Origin of the sequence: Streptomyces sp. NRRL F-5755, assembly GCF_001279365.1 — a bacterium.
Taxonomy (GTDB): Bacteria; Actinomycetota; Actinomycetes; order Streptomycetales; family Streptomycetaceae; genus Streptomyces; species Streptomyces rimosus.
This window is the reverse complement of the sequence record NZ_LGCW01000318.1, coordinates 1-16,411: the sequence shown is the minus strand read 5'-3', so window position 1 is coordinate 16,411 and position 16,411 is coordinate 1. Positions and strand designations below refer to the sequence as shown.

The 16,411-nt window shown below is 74.0% G+C and carries 17 protein-coding genes; 13 read left to right on the top strand and 4 right to left on the bottom strand.

Features of this window, described 5'->3' with window-relative positions; all coding sequences use genetic code 11:
- Positions 1-2 precede the first annotated feature (2 nt).
- Both ADK86_RS38340 and ADK86_RS38335 read left to right on the top strand, forming a co-directional pair.
- Positions 3-938 carry an EamA family transporter gene (locus ADK86_RS38340; RefSeq protein ID WP_053700795.1) on the top strand — a complete coding sequence of 312 codons (936 nt, stop codon included), beginning with the start codon at positions 3-5 and terminating at the stop codon, positions 936-938.
- On the top strand, positions 919-2,175 hold the full coding sequence (locus tag ADK86_RS38335; RefSeq protein ID WP_053700794.1) for an ATP-grasp domain-containing protein: 1,257 nt from the start codon (positions 919-921) through the stop codon (positions 2,173-2,175). Before ADK86_RS38340 ends, ADK86_RS38335 begins: the two co-directional genes overlap by 20 nt.
- Before the next feature lie 44 nt (positions 2,176-2,219).
- Here ADK86_RS38335 and ADK86_RS38330 read toward each other — a convergent pair whose 3' ends face one another.
- On the bottom strand, positions 2,220-2,852 hold the full coding sequence (locus tag ADK86_RS38330; RefSeq protein WP_053700793.1) for a TIGR03085 family metal-binding protein: 633 nt from the start codon (positions 2,850-2,852) through the stop codon (positions 2,220-2,222).
- A 321-nt stretch (positions 2,853-3,173) separates the two neighbouring features.
- Here ADK86_RS38330 and hisI point away from each other — a divergent pair, with 321 nt between their 5' ends.
- From hisI to lgt, 11 genes are all read left to right on the top strand, one after another.
- A complete protein-coding gene (gene hisI / locus ADK86_RS38325) occupies positions 3,174-3,539 on the top strand; it encodes a phosphoribosyl-AMP cyclohydrolase (protein ID WP_030589370.1) in 366 nt (121 codons plus the stop codon).
- Between the two features lie 10 nt (positions 3,540-3,549).
- Entirely contained in the window at positions 3,550-5,073 is a 1,524-nt protein-coding gene (locus ADK86_RS38320; RefSeq protein ID WP_003984400.1) for an anthranilate synthase component I, read from the top strand.
- A 105-nt stretch (positions 5,074-5,178) separates the two neighbouring features.
- Positions 5,179-5,832 carry a TIGR02234 family membrane protein gene (locus ADK86_RS38315; protein ID WP_053700808.1) on the top strand — a complete coding sequence of 218 codons (654 nt, stop codon included), beginning with the start codon at positions 5,179-5,181 and terminating at the stop codon, positions 5,830-5,832.
- 85 nt (positions 5,833-5,917) lie between these two features.
- The gene (locus tag ADK86_RS38310; protein ID WP_053700792.1) at positions 5,918-6,163 is read left to right on the top strand and encodes an HGxxPAAW family protein; all 246 of its coding nucleotides are present in this window, start codon (positions 5,918-5,920) and stop codon (positions 6,161-6,163) included.
- A 191-nt stretch (positions 6,164-6,354) separates the two neighbouring features.
- Complete coding sequence (locus ADK86_RS38305; RefSeq protein ID WP_199834551.1) at positions 6,355-6,798, top strand: DUF2752 domain-containing protein; 444 nt, start codon at positions 6,355-6,357, stop codon at positions 6,796-6,798.
- Between the two features lie 254 nt (positions 6,799-7,052).
- Complete coding sequence (trpC, locus tag ADK86_RS38300) at positions 7,053-7,862, top strand: indole-3-glycerol phosphate synthase TrpC (protein ID WP_003984396.1); 810 nt, start codon at positions 7,053-7,055, stop codon at positions 7,860-7,862.
- Between the two features lie 10 nt (positions 7,863-7,872).
- The gene (gene trpM, locus ADK86_RS45555; protein ID WP_078952546.1) at positions 7,873-8,106 is read left to right on the top strand and encodes a tryptophan biosynthesis modulator TrpM; all 234 of its coding nucleotides are present in this window, start codon (positions 7,873-7,875) and stop codon (positions 8,104-8,106) included.
- Positions 8,107-8,390: 284 nt separating this feature from the next.
- Complete coding sequence (gene trpB / locus ADK86_RS38295) at positions 8,391-9,695, top strand: tryptophan synthase subunit beta (RefSeq protein ID WP_053700791.1); 1,305 nt, start codon at positions 8,391-8,393, stop codon at positions 9,693-9,695.
- Entirely contained in the window at positions 9,695-10,513 is an 819-nt protein-coding gene (trpA, locus tag ADK86_RS38290; protein ID WP_053700790.1) for a tryptophan synthase subunit alpha, read from the top strand. Before trpB ends, trpA begins: the two co-directional genes overlap by 1 nt.
- A gap of 74 nt (positions 10,514-10,587) precedes the next feature.
- The gene (locus tag ADK86_RS38285; RefSeq protein ID WP_053700806.1) at positions 10,588-11,664 is read left to right on the top strand and encodes a DsbA family protein; all 1,077 of its coding nucleotides are present in this window, start codon (positions 10,588-10,590) and stop codon (positions 11,662-11,664) included.
- A gap of 156 nt (positions 11,665-11,820) precedes the next feature.
- Positions 11,821-12,867 carry a prolipoprotein diacylglyceryl transferase gene (gene lgt / locus ADK86_RS38280; protein ID WP_053700789.1) on the top strand — a complete coding sequence of 349 codons (1,047 nt, stop codon included), beginning with the start codon at positions 11,821-11,823 and terminating at the stop codon, positions 12,865-12,867.
- A gap of 107 nt (positions 12,868-12,974) precedes the next feature.
- Here the strand turns inward: lgt and ADK86_RS38275 are convergent, their stop codons facing one another.
- From ADK86_RS38275 to ADK86_RS38265, 3 genes are all read right to left on the bottom strand, one after another.
- Entirely contained in the window at positions 12,975-13,934 is a 960-nt protein-coding gene (locus ADK86_RS38275) for an HpcH/HpaI aldolase/citrate lyase family protein (protein ID WP_053700788.1), read from the bottom strand.
- A complete protein-coding gene (locus ADK86_RS38270) occupies positions 13,931-15,184 on the bottom strand; it encodes a CaiB/BaiF CoA transferase family protein (protein WP_420718909.1) in 1,254 nt (417 codons plus the stop codon). Before ADK86_RS38270 ends, ADK86_RS38275 begins: the two co-directional genes overlap by 4 nt.
- Before the next feature lie 26 nt (positions 15,185-15,210).
- The coding region (locus ADK86_RS38265) for an ADP-ribosylglycohydrolase family protein (RefSeq protein ID WP_053700787.1) at positions 15,211-16,411 on the bottom strand (1,201 nt) is incomplete at its 5' end.

Genomic DNA, 16,411 nt, shown 5'->3' with positions numbered 1-16,411 from the left:
CCGTGGCCGCGCTGTTCGTCTTCAGTCTCTTCTCCGCGCTGGTGGACGTCTTCGCCTCCGAGCGCCTGCAGCATGTGGACCCGGGGAGCGTGGCCGCGGTCGCCTTCACGCTCACCGGGGCGTTCTTCTGCCTGCTCACCGTCGTACGGCTGCGTCCGGCCCGGCTCCGGGCCGTCATCCGGGCGCACGCCGCCGACCTGGTCGTCCTCAACATCACCACCGCCGTCACCTGGCTGACCCTGCTGTACGCCCTCAAGCTCATGGAACCGGCCGTCGCCAACGTCGTGTCCATCGCCATCGGCCCCGCCTGCACCGTCCTCCTCCAGGTCCTGTGGTGGAAGCGGGACCGCGTCCTGCCGGGCGAACTCCTCTCCGCGCTGGGCATCCTGCTCACCCTGGCCGGCCTGGTCTGGGCGTCGCTGGACGGCCGCAGCGGCGTGGGGGACCGCGCGGCGCTCGCCATGACGCTGGGCCTGTGCGCCGCGGTCGCCTCCGGCGCCGGCGGGGCCGCCAACGTCGTCTTCTCCGCCCGGCTGGGCGCCGCCGGGGTGGACGTGCCCACCGTCATGGGCCTGCGGTTCGCCCTGGTGGCGGCCGTCGGCTGGACGCTGGCCGCGTTCTCCGGCACCGAGCAGCTGGGCCGGGCGCTGGTGCCGGGCGCGGTGGTGGCCGTCATCGGCGTCTCGATCCCCGCCTACCTGGTGCAGATCGGAGTGCGCAAGGTGACCCCGATGACCGCCTCCATGATCTGCTCGCTCGCCCCGGGCCTGACCCTGTTGATCCAGCTGGCCGACGACCGGCTGACGTTCTCGGTGCCGTCGACCGCCGGCATCGCCGTGATCACCGTCTTCATCGCGTTCGGGCTGCTGGCCCGGCGGGGCGCGCCCCCGGCCGCGGCGGTCCAGGAAGGCAAGCTCCATGCAGTGTCTGATCGTTGACGCCTACTCCACCGGCCGCTTCCTGCCGGCCGCCCTCGCCGAACGCGGTGTCAAGTGCGTCCATGTGCAAAGCTCACCGGACATCCCCGAGTTCCTCCGGCGGACCTTCCCGCAGGGCGCTTTCACCGAGACCCTGCTGTACGACGGCGACCTGGAGGCGCTGCTGGAGGCGGTCCGCCCGTCCGCCCCCGCCTTCGTCCTGCCCGGCAACGAGACCGCCGTCGACCTCGCCGACACCCTCGCCCGCCACCTCGGCCTGCCCGGGAACGCCCCGGACGAGCGGCGGGTACGGCGCGACAAGTACGACATGGCGATGGCCGTACGGGCCCACGGGCTGCGCGCCCCCGACACCCTGCGCACCTCGCGCTTCGACACGGCCTACGCCTGGGCCAGGGCGCACGGCCGGTGGCCGCTGGTGGTCAAACCCGCCGACAGCGCGGGCACCGACAACGTCTTCTTCTGCGCCGATCCGGTTGAACTGTGCACCGCCTTCAACCACATCCTCAGTTCGTCCAACGTCCAGGGCGCCCGCAACAAGACTGTCGTCCTCCAGGAACGCCTGGCCGGAACCGAGTACTTCGCCAACACCGTCAGCGTCGCGGGACGCCACCACATCGCGGAGATCTGGCGCTACCACAAGCGGCGCGGCCGCGGCGGGGCGGCGATCTACGACTACGAGGAGCCGCTGACCGCGGACGATCCCGCTGCCGCCGCCCTCAGGCCGTACCTCCTGGGCGTCCTGGACGCGCTCGGCGTACGGTACGGACCCGCCCACTCGGAGGTCATGCTGACCGGCGAGGGGCCCGTCCTGATCGAGACCGGCGCCCGGCTGGCCGGCAGCATCCTGCCGCACGTGGTCAGCCGCTGCTTCGGCACCAACCACGTGGAACTGACCGCACTGGCCGGCAGCGACCCGGCCGCCTTCGCCGCCCGCGCCGCGGTCCCGGCCGAGCCGCGCACCGGGCTGCGCTACGTCTCGCTGATCTCCCCGTTCGCGGGGCGGCTGCTCTCCCTGGACGGTTTCGAGCGGCTGCGCGAGCTGCCCTCGTACGCCGACCACTTCCTCGGCGTACGGGCGGGCGAATACCTCAGCCCTACGGTGGACTCGGCGACCTCGCCCGGCGTCTGCTACCTCCTGCACGAGGACGCGCGGCAGATCGAGGAGGACTACCGGCGGCTGCGCGCGCTGGAACTCCGGGAACCGGGCGGTCTCTACGAGATCGCGCGGACACGGTAGGGACCAGAGAGGAGGGCTCGGGGTGCGGCCGGCGCACCCCGGGCTCACAACCCGAGCCGGGCCTCCAGCACCCTGGCCACCGCGTCCTTGTCCCCGTCCAGCTCGACATCGGCCGCCGACTGCCGTCCGTAGACGAACAGCACCAGCTCGCCCGGCCCGCCGGTGGCCGTGACGACCGGGGTGCCGCGGTGGGCCACCGCGGTCTGGCCGTTCGGACGGCGCAGCACCAGCCCCACCGGCGACCTGCGGCCCAGCAGCCGCGCCATCTTCTCCAGCCGCGACCACAGCGCGTCCGAGAAGACCGGGTCCAGCTCGCGCGGCGTCCAGTCCGGCTGCGCCCGCCGTACGTCCTCGGCGTGCACATAGAACTCGACGGTGTTCGACGCCTCGTCGATCTGCTTGAGCGCGAACGGCGACATCCGGGGCGGGCCGGTCCGGATCAGCCGCACCAGCTCGTCGTACGGCTTCGCGGCGAACTCCCGCTGCACCCGCTCCAGGCGGCCCGCCAGCGGCTTGATGAGCAGGCCGCCGGCCGCGTCCGCGCGCCGCTCGCGCACCACCACGTGGGCGGCGAGATCGCGGGCCGTCCAGCCCTCGCACAGCGTCGGCGCGTCGGGCCCGGCGCCCTCCAGCAGGTCCGCCAGCAACAGCCGTTCGCGGTTCGCATGGGTCGACATGGGGCCAGCCTACGGCCGGGGGTCGGCGGGTGCCACGGTGCCGCGCGGCCCTGCCGCACCGGGTGCGTCCGGATCGCGTCACGGGACATCGCGGCCCGTGGCCGTACGGCCTCAGCTGCTCAGCAGCAGGACGGCGGCGACCACCAGCCCGGCGACGAAGATCGCGAGCAGCACCACCGACGCGACCTTCGCCGTGCGATCGGCGTCCGGAGGCGGCGGCTGGCGGGTCATGGGTGCAGCATGCCGTACGCCGGCCCGCCGCGTGCGCCGCCGGGGCAGCACCCGGCACACCGGGCACCCGCGGCACGGCACAATGGAGCCATGAGCAGCCGCGTCCTGGATTCCCAGCTCGACCCCGCCGTCGCCGCCCGCCTCAAGCGCGACGCCGACGGCCTGGTCCCCGCCGTCGCCCAGCAGTACGACACCGGCGAGGTGCTGATGCTCGGCTGGATGGACGACGAGGCGCTGCACCGCACGCTCACCACCGGCCGTTGCACGTACTGGAGCCGCAGCCGCCAGGAGTACTGGGTCAAGGGCGACACGTCCGGACACGTCCAGCACGTGAAGTCCGTCGCCCTGGACTGCGACGCGGACACGATCCTGGTGAAGGTCGACCAGGTCGGCGCGGCCTGCCACACCGGAGCCCGCACCTGCTTCGATGAGGATGTGCTCACCGAAGGGCAGTAGGCTCCGCGCCATGACCTCGGGAACCACCGGCACCGCCACACCGGACCTGGAGAACTTCCGTACGCTCGCGAAGGACCGCCGGGTCATCCCCGTCACCCGGCGCCTGCTCGCCGACGGCGACACCCCGGTGGGCCTCTACCGCAAGCTGGCCGCCGAACGCCCGGGCACCTTCCTGCTCGAATCGGCCGAGAACGGCCGCACCTGGTCCCGGTACTCCTTCATCGGCGTCCGCAGCGCCGCCACCCTGACCGTGCGCGACGGGCAGGCCCACTGGCTGGGCACCCCGCCGGTCGGCGTGCCCACCGAGGGCGACCCGCTCGCCGCGCTGCGCGCCACCGTCGAGGCCCTGCACACCCCACGGGACCTCATCGAGGGCCAGGGCCTGCCGCCCTTCACCGGCGGCATGGTCGGCTACCTCGGCTACGACATCGTGCGCCGGCTGGAGAAGATCGGCGACAGCACGGCGGACGATCTCGGGCTGCCCGAGCTGACCATGCTGCTCACCTCCGACCTGGCCGTACTGGACCACTGGAACGGCACGGTCCTGCTGATCGCCAACGCCATCAACCACAACGACCTGGAGACGGGCGTGGACGAGGCGTACGCGGACGCGGTGGCCCGCCTGGACGCCATGGCCTACGACCTGGCCCGCCCGGCCCCCGCGAGCGCCGCGGCCCTGCCGCCGTCCGAACTGCCCCCGTACACGGCGAAGTGGGGCGGCGCGTCGTACCAGGAGGCGGTCGAGGACATCAAGGAGCGCATCCGCGCGGGCGACGCCTTCCAGGTCGTCCCCTCCCAGCGCTTCGAAACCGGGTGCACCGCCTCGGCGTTGGACGTCTACCGGGTGCTGCGCGCCACCAACCCCAGCCCCTACATGTACCTGCTGCGCTTCGAGGACGGCGTGGACGTGGTCGGCTCCAGCCCGGAGGCGCTGGTCAAGGTCGAGAACGGGCAGGCCACGCTGCACCCCATCGCCGGCACCCGGCCGCGCGGCGCGAGCGTCCCGGAGGACCAGGCCCTGGCCGACGAGCTGATGGCCGACCCCAAGGAGCGCGCCGAGCATCTGATGCTCGTCGATCTCGGCCGCAACGACCTGGGCCGGGTCTGCGAGCCCGGCAGCGTCGAGGTCGTCGACTTCATGTCCATCGAGCGCTACAGCCACGTCATGCACATCGTCTCCACGGTGACCGGCCGCCTGGCGCCCGGCCGCACCGCCTTCGACGTGCTCACCGCCTGCTTCCCCGCCGGCACCCTCTCGGGGGCCCCGAAGCCGCGCGCGATGCAGATCATCGAGGAGCTGGAGCCCAGCCGGCGCGGCCTGTACGGCGGCTGCGTGGGCTACCTGGACTTCGCCGGCGACTCCGACACCGCCATCGCGATCCGCACCGCGCTGCTGCGGGACGGCACGGCGTACGTCCAGGCGGGCGCGGGCGTCGTCGCGGACTCCGACCCGGTGGCGGAGGACACGGAGTGCCGCAACAAGGCGGCGGCGGTGCTGCGGGCGGTGCACACGGCCAATGGGCTGGGGGCCTGAGCAGGGCCGTTCCGCCGTTCTCGGGCCGGGTTCCGGGGCGGGCCGCCGCCGGGTGAGGGCACCGCGGGCGGCGGCCGGGCGCGCCGTCTCCGTACAGTGGTGTACGTGACTGCCGTAGACCACCCCCCTGCCGGCGCGACCGTATCCGCGTCGGCTCCGCCGGCCAAGCCCGCGCGCAGCGGAAAGAGCCTGGCGCTCGCGCTGATCGCCGGTGCGGCCGGCGCAGCCGTCGTCCTGCTGGCCTCCGGCCGCACCTGGGCCAGGGCCACCGCCGTCGTCGCCCAGGGCGAGCTGCCGCAGACCGCGTCGGGCCAGGACGTGACGGGCGTGCCCGGCGCGCTCGCCATCGTCGGCCTCGCCGCCCTGGTCGCCCTCTTCGCGGTGCGCGGGGCGGGCCGGATCGCGGTCGCCGCGCTGCTCACCCTCAGCGGCCTGGGCACCGTCGTCGGCGCGTACCTGGGCATCTCCGACACCGGTGCGCTGCGCGAGAAGGCCGCCACCGCGACCGGGCTGTCCGACGCCGGCGTGCACGGCGTCTCGCACACCTTCTGGCCCTGGGCCGCGGTCGTCGGCGGCCTCCTGCTGCTGATCGCCGGGGTGCTGGCGCTGCTGTACGGGCGCCAGTGGCCCGCGATGTCCGGGCGCTACGAGCGGGCCGGCGCCGCACCCCGCGGGCCGCGCCGCAGGGCCGCCGCCGACCCGGACCGGCCGGAAGAGATGTGGAAGTCCCTGGACCGGGGCGAGGACCCGACCCGGTAGTGGCCGCCCCCCGGCCATCGGGGACAATGGGCACGAGGGATCACCGCGCCCCGACCCGGGCGCGAAAAAGCTACGAGGAGCACTCATGTCGAGCAGTGGCCACGGACACACTCCCGCCGCCTGGACCGGCGTCATCATCTCGTTCATCGGCTTCTGCGTGGCCGGCGCCTTCACCGTGCTGGCCAACGTGCCCGGGTTCTGGGCGGGCATGGTCCTGATCGGCCTCGGCGCCGTGGCGGGCGGCGTGATGAGCGCGATGGGCATGGGCCAGGCGGGCAAGAAGGGCGCGACGGCGCGCGCCCAGGCCAAGGCCCGGCCCCAGGAGGGCTGAGCCCCTCGCCGGGCCCGGCCCGGCGGCGACTCCTGTGACGGCGCGGCTTTCCGGCCCGTACGAGCGAGGTGCCAGGCACCACCCGTACGGAGGCCGGGGGACGCGCCGTTTCCCGTACGGGCTGCTGCGCCGTCACCCGGACGGCCGCCCGCAAGCTGCGCCGATCCCCGTACGGCAGCACCATCGGCACCGTGAGTGAACCGGTGGGCCCGGTCAGCGGGCCGGTTTCCGTACCCGGCCCCGCCCGGCGGCTGCGGGCGCCGCTCGGCACGCTGGCGGCCGTCGCCGCCGCCTTCGCCTTTGTGGGCGCCGTCGATCCCAACGAACCCGGCCACTACCCGGTGTGCCCGCTGCTCGACCTGACCGGTCTCTACTGCCCGGCCTGCGGCGGTCTGCGCAGCGCGTACGCCGTCGCGCACGGCGAACCGGTCACGGCAGCGGGCGCGAATCTCCTCGCGGTCGCCGGTTACGCGGCCTTCGCGCTCTTCTGGGCGGCCTGGACCGTACGGGCCGCGCGCGGCCGCCCCACGGCGGGACCGCGGCTCCGGGCTGCCCACTGGTGGGCGCTGGGCGGGCTGCTGCTCGTGTTCACGGTGGTCCGCAATCTTCCGTTCGGGGCGGGGCTGTCCCCGTAGCGGATCAGCCGTACAGGGGTGTGGTGAGGCGCCTGCGCCGGGCGTGGCGAGACTGCTCACGTAAGCTGGGTATAGCGCTCCTGACCTGCTGTTTTGCGTACGCGCCAGAGCCGTGGCCGTCCACCTGATGGGACCGCCGTCAACCGGATGTGAGACCTTTGCCCCTTGCCGGATACCATCGGAGAGCCTGACAGGGCGACACCGGCCGGGAGGCCGGCTGCCACCCTCCACCGCTCAAGAAGGAGGCCGCTCGCGTGAGTGTGCTCGACGAGATCATCGAGGGAGTCCGCGCCGACCTCGCCGAGCGGCAGGCGCGCGTCGGCCTCGACGAGCTCAAGGAGCGGGCCCTCAAGGCGCGCCCGGCCAAGGACGGCGCCGCGGCCCTCAAGGGCGACAGCGTCACGGTGATCTGCGAGGTCAAGCGCTCCAGCCCGTCCAAGGGCGCGCTCGCCGCCATCGCCGACCCGGCCGGCCTGGCCGCCGACTACGAAGCGGGCGGCGCGGCCGTCATCTCCGTACTGACCGAGCAGCGCAAGTTCGGCGGCTCGCTCGCCGACCTGGAGGCCGTCCGGGCCCGGGTCGACATCCCCGTCCTGCGCAAGGACTTCATCGTCACCGCCTACCAGCTGTGGGAGGCCCGTGCGTACGGCGCCGACCTGGCGCTGCTGATCGTCGCCGCGCTGGAGCAGGAGGCGCTGGTCTCGCTCATCGAGCGCGCCGAGTCGATCGGCCTGACGCCGCTGGTCGAGGTGCACGACGAGGAGGAGGCGCAGCGCGCCGTGGACGCCGGTGCGCGCGTCATCGGGGTCAACGCCCGCAACCTGAAGACCCTCGAAGTGGACCGCGGGAACTTCGCGCGCATCGCGCCGGAGATCCCCGACCACATCGTCAAGATCGCCGAATCCGGTGTGCGCGGGCCGCACGACCTGATCGCCTACGCCAACGAGGGCGCCGACGCCGTCCTGGTGGGCGAGTCGCTGGTCACCGGCAAGGACCCGAAGACCGCCGTCGCCGACCTGGTCGCGGCCGGCTCGCACCCCGCCATCCGGCACGGACGGGGCTGACCCCCTCCCCATGACCACCGCCCGCCTCCACCGCCCCGGCCCGGGACCGCTCCCGGGCCCGGCCGGCGTGCTCGCCGCGGCTGGTGCCGTGCGCGATCCGCATGCGGCGCTGGGGCGCGGGTGCCGGCCGCGCGGCTGCCGCGCGCCGGCGCGCCGGGTGCGCGGGCGGCGGGTCAGGTATCACATCGGCGCGGAGCCGGGCCAGATCAACGGCCGGCGATGGCGTCGTAACGGCGCGCTGTAGCCGCTCGTTGCCGAGCGCGGGTGATTGATCCCCTTACGGGGGTTTCGTCCCCGGCGCCGGCTCGTTCTCGCCTTGTCGGCCTGTACGCCGTTCCGTCCCGACCCCTGCCCGCGCGGCGGGGGTGCCCCGGACGGGCCGTCGCAGGCCGTGGCACGCGCAGCGCCCCGCGGCCCCGCCCCACCCCGCGCCGTATCCGCGCGAGGGGACGCAGGGCGCACCGCACACCGTGATGCCCGTATATCCACACTTCCGGGGCGCAGGCCCCGCATCGAGGAGTACGTCGGATGTCTTCTGACTTCTTCATCCCGGACCCGGACGGTCAGGTCCCGAACGCCGGAGGCTACTTCGGTGACTTCGGCGGCAAGTTCATCCCCGAGGCGCTGGTCGCCGCGGTGGACGAGGTGGCCGCCGAGTACGAGAAGGCCAAGGCGGACCCGGCCTTCGCCGCCGAGCTGAACGACCTGATGGTCAACTACACCGGGCGGCCCAGCGCCCTGACCGAGGTGCCGCGGTTCGCCGAACATGCCGGCGGCGCCCGGATCTTCCTCAAGCGCGAGGACCTGAACCACACCGGCTCGCACAAGATCAACAACGTGCTGGGGCAGGCGCTGCTCACCCGGCGCATGGGCAAGACCCGCGTCATCGCCGAGACCGGCGCGGGCCAGCACGGCGTGGCCACCGCCACCGCCTGCGCCCTGTTCGGCCTCGAATGCACCATCTACATGGGCGAGATCGACACCGAGCGCCAGGCCCTGAACGTCGCCCGGATGCGGATGCTCGGCGCCGAGGTCATCGCCGTGAAATCCGGCAGCCGCACCCTCAAGGACGCCATCAACGAGGCGTTCCGGGACTGGGTCGCCAACGTCGACCGCACCCACTACCTCTTCGGCACCGTCGCCGGACCGCACCCCTTCCCGGCCCTGGTCCGCGACTTCCACCGGGTCATCGGCGTCGAGGCGCGCCGCCAGATCCTGGAGCGCGCCGGGCGCCTCCCGGACGCCGCGGTGGCCTGCGTCGGCGGTGGCTCCAACGCCATCGGCCTCTTCCACGCGTTCATCCCGGACACCTCCGTACGGCTCGTCGGCTGCGAACCCGGCGGCCACGGCGTCGAGACCGGCGAGCACGCCGCCACCCTCACCGAGGGCACCCCCGGCATCCTGCACGGCTCCCGCTCCTACGTCCTCCAGGACGAGGACGGGCAGATCACCGAGCCGTACTCGATCTCCGCGGGGCTGGACTACCCGGGCATCGGGCCGGAGCACTCCTACCTCAAGGACACCGGCCGCGGCGAATACCGGGCCGTCACCGACGACGCGGCCATGCAGGCGCTGCGGCTGCTGTCGCGGACCGAAGGCATCATCCCGGCCATCGAGAGTGCCCACGCGCTGGCGGGCGCGCTGGAGATCGGCCGCGAACTGGGCAAGGACGGGCTGATCCTGGTCAACCTGTCCGGGCGCGGCGACAAGGACATGGACACCGCGGCCCGCTACTTCGGGCTGTACGGGGCGCCCGCCGACGCCACGGTGGAGGCCGACGACACCGACGCCACGGACACCGCGCTCGGCGCGCACGACGAGGGGACGAAGTGATGGCGGGCAACGTCCGACTGCTCAGCAGCACCCTGGCCGCGGCCAGGGAGGAGAACCGGGCCGCGCTGGTCGGGTATCTGCCGGCCGGCTTCCCGACCGTGGACGGCGGCGTACGGGCCGTCACCGCGATGATCGAGGGCGGCTGCGACATCGTCGAGATCGGGCTGCCGCACAGCGACCCGGTCCTGGACGGCCCGGTCATCCAGACCGCCGACGACATCGCGCTGCGCGGCGGCGTCAAGATCAAGGACGTCATCCGTACGGTCGGCGAGGTGCACGCCGCGACCGGCGCGCCGGTGCTGTGCATGACGTACTGGAACCCGGTGGACGCGTACGGGGCCGAGCGCTTCGCCGCCGACCTGGCCGCGGCGGGCGGCGCCGGCTGCATCCTGCCCGACCTGCCGGTCGAGGAGTCCGGGGTGTGGCGTGCGGCGGCCGAACAGCACGGCCTGGCCACCGTGTTCGTGGTCGCGCCGAGCAGCCGGGACGAACGCCTGGCGAAGATCACCGAGGCGGGCAGCGGGTTCGTGTACGCGGCCTCGCTGATGGGCGTCACGGGCACCCGTGAGTCGGTCGGCCGCGAGGCGCAGGACCTGGTGCGGCGCACCCGTGCCACCACCGAGCTGCCGGTCTGCGTCGGCCTCGGCGTCTCGAACGCCGAACAGGCCGCCGAGGTCGCGCAGTTCGCGGACGGCGTCATTGTCGGGTCGGCCTTCGTCAAGCGGCTGCTGGACGCCGGGGACGACCTGGAAGCCGGCCTCGCGGGGGTCCGCGAGCTGGCGGGCGAACTGGCGGCGGGCGTGCGCAAGCGCGGCTGACGCGCGTCCCTCGTTAGGACGAAGAACGCGGCGGAGGGGTGCGACGGCGCCCCTCCGCTTCGTTGTTCAGGGGCGTGAGCCAGAACAATCAAGACAAAAAGAACAGCGCCCGTGAACGGCTGCAGGCCCAGCGCGCGAAGGAGAAGGAACGCGAGCGCCGCGGCCGGCAGCTGAAGGTCGCCGGAGCGGTGGTGGTGGTGCTGGCCGTGGCCGGTGGCATCGGCGTATGGGCGGCCTCCTCGGGCGACGACGACTCCGGCAGCGGCAAGGTGGCCCTGCCCAAGGGCACGCAGGACAGCGACAAGCCCGCGGTGCCGGTCGGCAAGAAGGAGGCCCCGTCCACGCTCACCGTGTGGGAGGACTTCCGCTGCCCCGCGTGCGCCCAGTTCGAGAAGGGCTTCCGCGGCGCCGTCCACGAACTGGAGGACGCCGGCCAGCTCAAGACCGACTACCACCTCGCGACGATCATCGACGGCAGCATGGGCGGCAAGGGATCGGTCACCGCCGCCAACGCCGCGCTCTGCGCCCAGGACGCGGGCCGCTTCCGCGAATACCACGATGTGCTCTACGAGAACCAGCCGCCGGAGCAGCAGGACCGGTTCTCGGACAAGAAGTACCTGATCGAGCTGGCCGGCAAGGTGAACGGGCTGGTCAGCGACACCTTCACCCAGTGCGTCAACAAGGGCACCTACACGGACTTCGTGTACAAGTCCAACTCCGCCTTCACCAACTCCGGCCACCGCGGCACCCCGACCGTCCTGCTCAACGGCAAGAACCTCGCGGAGGACAAGAACCTCACCCCCGACGGGCTCAAGCAGAAGGTCCGGGACGCCGCGAAGGACAAGAAGGCGGGCGGCGCGCCCGGGGACAAGCCGTCCGGCGTGAGGTCCGGCGGCGGCTCTGCGGAGAGCGGGGGTGGCTCGGCGGGCGCCTCCGCAGGTTCCTCGGCGGGCTCCTCGGCGGGCAACGCGTCCGGGCACTCCGCGGGTGCTGGAACGACTGCCGGAGCGGGACACGGCGCCGGGGCGGGCCACGGTGCCGGAACCGGGCATGGCGCAGGCGCCGGTACGGGGCACAGCGCCGGGGCCGGTGCCGGGCACACCGGAAGGGACACGGACGGGAGCACGGACGGCCGGGCCCCGGCTCCGTGACCGGCGGGCCCGGCCCGGCGGGGGCTTCACCCGGCCGCGTGACCGTCCCCGTAACCGTCGTGCCCGTAATCGACCGCCGGCAGTGACGGTCGTTACACAGCCGTAGCCGGGTGGGTTGTCGCCGCGCCCACCTGGCGCGGTAGCGTCATCCCTGCCATGGACCTCGCATTCATTCCCAGCCCCTCGACGGGTGTCGTACACCTCGGCCCGATCCCCCTGCGCGGCTACGCCTTCTGCATCATCATCGGCGTCTTCGTCGGCGTCTGGCTCGGCAACAAGCGCTGGATCCAGCGCGGCGGCCGCTCCGGGACGGTCGCGGACATCGCCGTGTGGGCCGTGCCCTTCGGGCTCGTCGGAGGCCGCCTCTACCACGTCATCACGACGTATGAGCCGTACTTCGGCAAGGGCGGCCACCCCCTCAACGCCTTCAAGGTCTGGGAGGGCGGCCTCGGCATCTGGGGCGCCGTCGCGCTCGGCGCGGTGGGTGCCTGGATCGGCTGCCGCCGCCGCGGCATCCCGCTGCCCGCGTACATGGACGCGCTGGCGCCGGGCCTTGCCCTGGGCCAGGCGATCGGCCGCTGGGGCAACTGGTTCAACCAGGAGCTGTACGGCCGCGCCACCGACCTCCCGTGGGCGCTCAAGATCAGCGACGACCCGTCCGTCGGCCGGATCGGCGGCACCTACCACCCGACGTTCCTGTACGAGTCGCTGTGGTGCATCGGTGTCGCGCTGCTCGTGATCTGGGCCGACAAGCGCTTCAAGCTGGGACACGGACGGGCCTTCGCGCTGTACGTGGCGTCCTACTGCGCCGGCCGCGCCTGGATCGAGTACATGCGGGTCGACGAGGCCCACCACATCCTGGGCCTGCGCCTGAACGTGTGGACCGCGCTCATCGGCCTGGTGCTGTCCGTCCTCTACATCGTGATCTCGGCGAAGAAGGTGCCGGGCCGCGAGGAGGTCGTCGAGCCGGAGGCGCAGGACGCGGTCACGGACGGCGCGGCGACGGCGGACGGCAAGGACGCGAGCGCGGACACGGACGCCAAGGCCGCCAAGAGCGCCGGGGACAAGAGGCCCAAGAAGGCCGGGGCCCCCAAGGCCGCGGGCAGCGGCAAGGAGAGCGTGGCCAATGGCGCCGCGAAGCTGACGAAGGACGCCGGGTCCGGAAGCCGGAGCGGCGGAAGCCGGAGCGGCGAGGAGTCCTGACGTACGGCGGCGCGCCGCCCCTGCTCGACGGAGGCCGTCCCGACCCGGTGGGGTCGGGGCGGCCTTCGCCGTGTCCGGGGGGCTGACGGGGCGGCCCCGTACCGGGTTCACGGGGCGGCCTCGTACGGCGGTCGGTGGGCTGCCCCGTACGGTGGTCGGTGATCCCCCGCGTGCCGGGGCCGGCGGTCCGCCAGCGCGAGGGTGCGGTGGGCGGCGGCGACCACCGCGGGATCGACGAAGCGGCCGTCCGGCAGGGCGCAGGCACCGGGCTGACCGGCCGCCGCCCGTACCGTCTCCCCGGCCCGTTCGATCTCCTCGGCGGTGGGCAGATAGGCCCGCTCGATCACCGGGAGCTGGCGCGGGTGCAGCGCGGCGCGGCCGAGGAAGCCCAGGGCCCGGCCCCGCGCGCAGGAGAGCGCCAGCGCCGCCGTGTCGCGTAGGTCGGGGAACACGGACTGCGGCGGAGGCGGCAGCCCGGCCGCGCGGGCGGCGATGACCGTACGGCCGCGGGCCCAGCCGAGCCCGTCCTCGTCCTGTATGCCCAGCTCGGCCCGCAGGTCGGCCTCGCCCAGGGAGAGCCCGCACAGCGCCGGGTGCGCGGTGGCGACGGCGAAGGCGTTCTCCACGCCGAGGGCGGATTCGAGCAGCGCGTACAGCGGAGGCACCGCGTGCCCGGCGCGGTCCGCCGCGGCCCAGGCCGCGGCGCGGCGGACGTCGGCGGCCCCGCTCACCTTGGGCAGCCGCAGTCCGGCCAGCGTGGGCAGCCCCGCGAGCGTCCGGATCTCCGTTGCGGCGCGCGGGCCGGTGAGCGCGTTGACCCGGACGTGGATCGCCGGGGCCGGGGCGGGGCCGACGGGGCGCGGTTCGGTGAGGAGTTCGGCGGTGGCCCGCAGGGCGTAGGACTTGCGGCCGTCGGCGACCGCGTCCTCCAGGTCGATCACCACCGCGTCGGCCCCGGAGACCAGCGCCTTGGCGACCACCGCCGGGCGGTCACCCGGCACATACAGCCAGGTCAGCGGCGGGACGACGGCGGCCGGAGCAGGGGAGGGGACGGCGGTGGCGGTCATACGGCACCGTCCGCGCGCAGGGCCGCGATCCGCTCCGCGGACAGGCCGAGCAGACCGGACAGCACCGCGTCCGTGTCCGCGCCGTGCGGACGGCCCGCCCAGCGGATGGCGCCGGGCGTCGCGGAGAGGCGGAAGAGGACGTTCTGCATCCGGACCGTGCCCAGCTCGTCGTCCGGCACCTCGGTGATCGAACCCAGCGCGCGGTACTGCTCGTTCTCCATCACCCCGCGGATGTCGCAGACCGGCGCCACCGCCGCCTCGGCCCGCTCGAACGCGGCCACCACCTCCTCCCGGCCGTGCCGCGCTATCCAGCCGCCCACCGCCGCGTCCAGTTCGTCGGCGTGCCGCGCCCGTCCCGCTCCGGTCGCGAACCACGGCTCGGCGGCGAACTCCGGGCGGCCGACCAGGCGCAGCAGCCGCTCCGCCACGGACCGGGTGGCGGCGGAGACGGCGAGCCAGGTGCCGTCGGCGGTGCGGTAGGTGTTGCGCGGCGCGCTGTTGGCGGAGCGGTTGCCGGTACGCGGCTGGATGTGGCCGAGCTGGTCGTACCAGAGGGGCTGCGCGCCGAGGACGGTCAGCATCGGCTCGATGATCGCCAGGTCCACGACCTGGCCCCGGCCGGTGGTCTCGCGTCCACGCAGCGCGGCCATGACGGCGTACGCGGTGGTCAGCGCGGTGACGGAGTCGGCGAGCCCGAAGGGCGGCAGCGTCGGCGGCCCGTCCGGCTCGCCGGTCAGCGCGGCGAACCCGCTCATCGCCTCGGCGAGGGTGCCGAAGCCGGGGCGGTGGGCGTACGGCCCGAACTGCCCGAACCCGGTGACCCTGGCCAGCACCAGCCCCGGGTTGGCGGCGGCCAGCTCCGCCGGGCCCAGGCCCCACTTCTCCAGGGTGCCGGGGCGGAAGTTCTCGATCACCACATCGGCGGTGGCGGCCAGGCCGAGCAGGACGTCCCGGCCGCCCGGCGAGGCGAGGTCGAGCGTGACCGTCTTCTTGTTGCGCCCGAGCAGCTTCCACCACAGCCCGACGCCGTCCTTGGCGGGACCGTGGCCGCGCGACGGATCGGGCCGCCGCGGGTGCTCGACTTTGATGACCTCGGCCCCGAAGTCCCCGAGCAGCGTGGCGGCCAGCGGCCCGGCGAAGAGGGTGGCCAGGTCGAGCACACGGAGGCCGGTCAGGGGGCCGGGGCCGGTGGCCTGGGGTTCGTGGGTGGCGGGGGTGGGCGGGCGGTTGCCGGGTGGTGGCTGCTGCATGGCGGTCCTCGCATTCGCGCTCATGGTCAGGTGTCTTCCGGCCGCGCGGCGGCGGTACGGCTGACGGCCAGTTCCGCCGTCCGTTCCGCGAGCACGTCGAAGCCGATGCCGTTCAGGTCGCTGACGGTGGTGGTGAGCCGGTTGCGCAGCGGCGCCGCCCATCGGGCGGGCAGCGCGCCGGGCGCTCCCGCGAGGAGCCCCGCGACCGAGCCGGCCGTCGCGCCGTTCGAGTCGGTGTCCCAGCCGCCGGACACCACCCGGCACACGGAGCCGGGGAAGGCACCGTCCGCGTGGGTGAGGGCGGCGGCGAGCAGGGCCGCGTTCGGGACGACGTGCACCCAGTGGAGGTGACCGTACGCGCGGTGCAGCCGGTCCACGACGTCCGCGAAACCGGCGTCCGACCCGGTGGGTTCGGCGCGCGCCGCCTCGATGCCGAACCGTACGGCGTGGGCCAGGCGGGACCGTCCGGGTACGACGGCGAGCCCGGCCCGCAGACAGCCGTGCACGTCGGTACGGCCGCCCGCCGCCGCGGCGATGGTGGCCGCCGCGAACATCTCGCCGTACACACCGTTGGCGGTGTGCGTGAGCGTCGCGTCCCGCCAGGCGGCCTCCGCGGCCCCGGCCGGATCGCCGGGGCGGGTCCAGCCGAAGACGTCCGCCCTGATCTGCGCGCCGATCCACTCCCGGAACGGGTTGCGGTGGGTCGCGGTGTGCGGCGGCTCGATGCCGTCCAGGAGATTGCGGTACGCCACACGCTCCGCGGTGAACGTCCGCCCCGCGGGCAGCTCGTCCAGCCAGAGCCGGGCCACGTCGGTGGTGCGGAAGCCGTGGCCGTACCGCTGGAGGAGGAGCAGCCCGAGCACGGGGAGGTCGAGGTCGTCGTCCTCGGGCATGCCGTCGATGTTCTCGGCGAGCGAGGTCGCGCGGCTGTGGCCGTGCCACGGATACCGGGCGGCGGTGGCCGGGTCCAGGCCGACTTCCGTGAACCAGTCGCGCAGCGGCCAGTTGCCGGTGGCGCGGGCGAGGGCGCGGATGCCGGCCAGCGGCAGCGTCTCGACCGGCTTGCCGAGCAGACACCCGGCCGCCCGCCCCAGCCAGGCGGCCTCCAGGCGGGGGCGGAGGGATGCGGGCGAGGGGGGGGGGAGGGGAGGGGGAAGGGGGCTGGGAGCGGAATGGGGGTCGGGTTGGGAGCCGGGTGCGGGGTGGGAGCCGGGAGCAGGTTGTTGG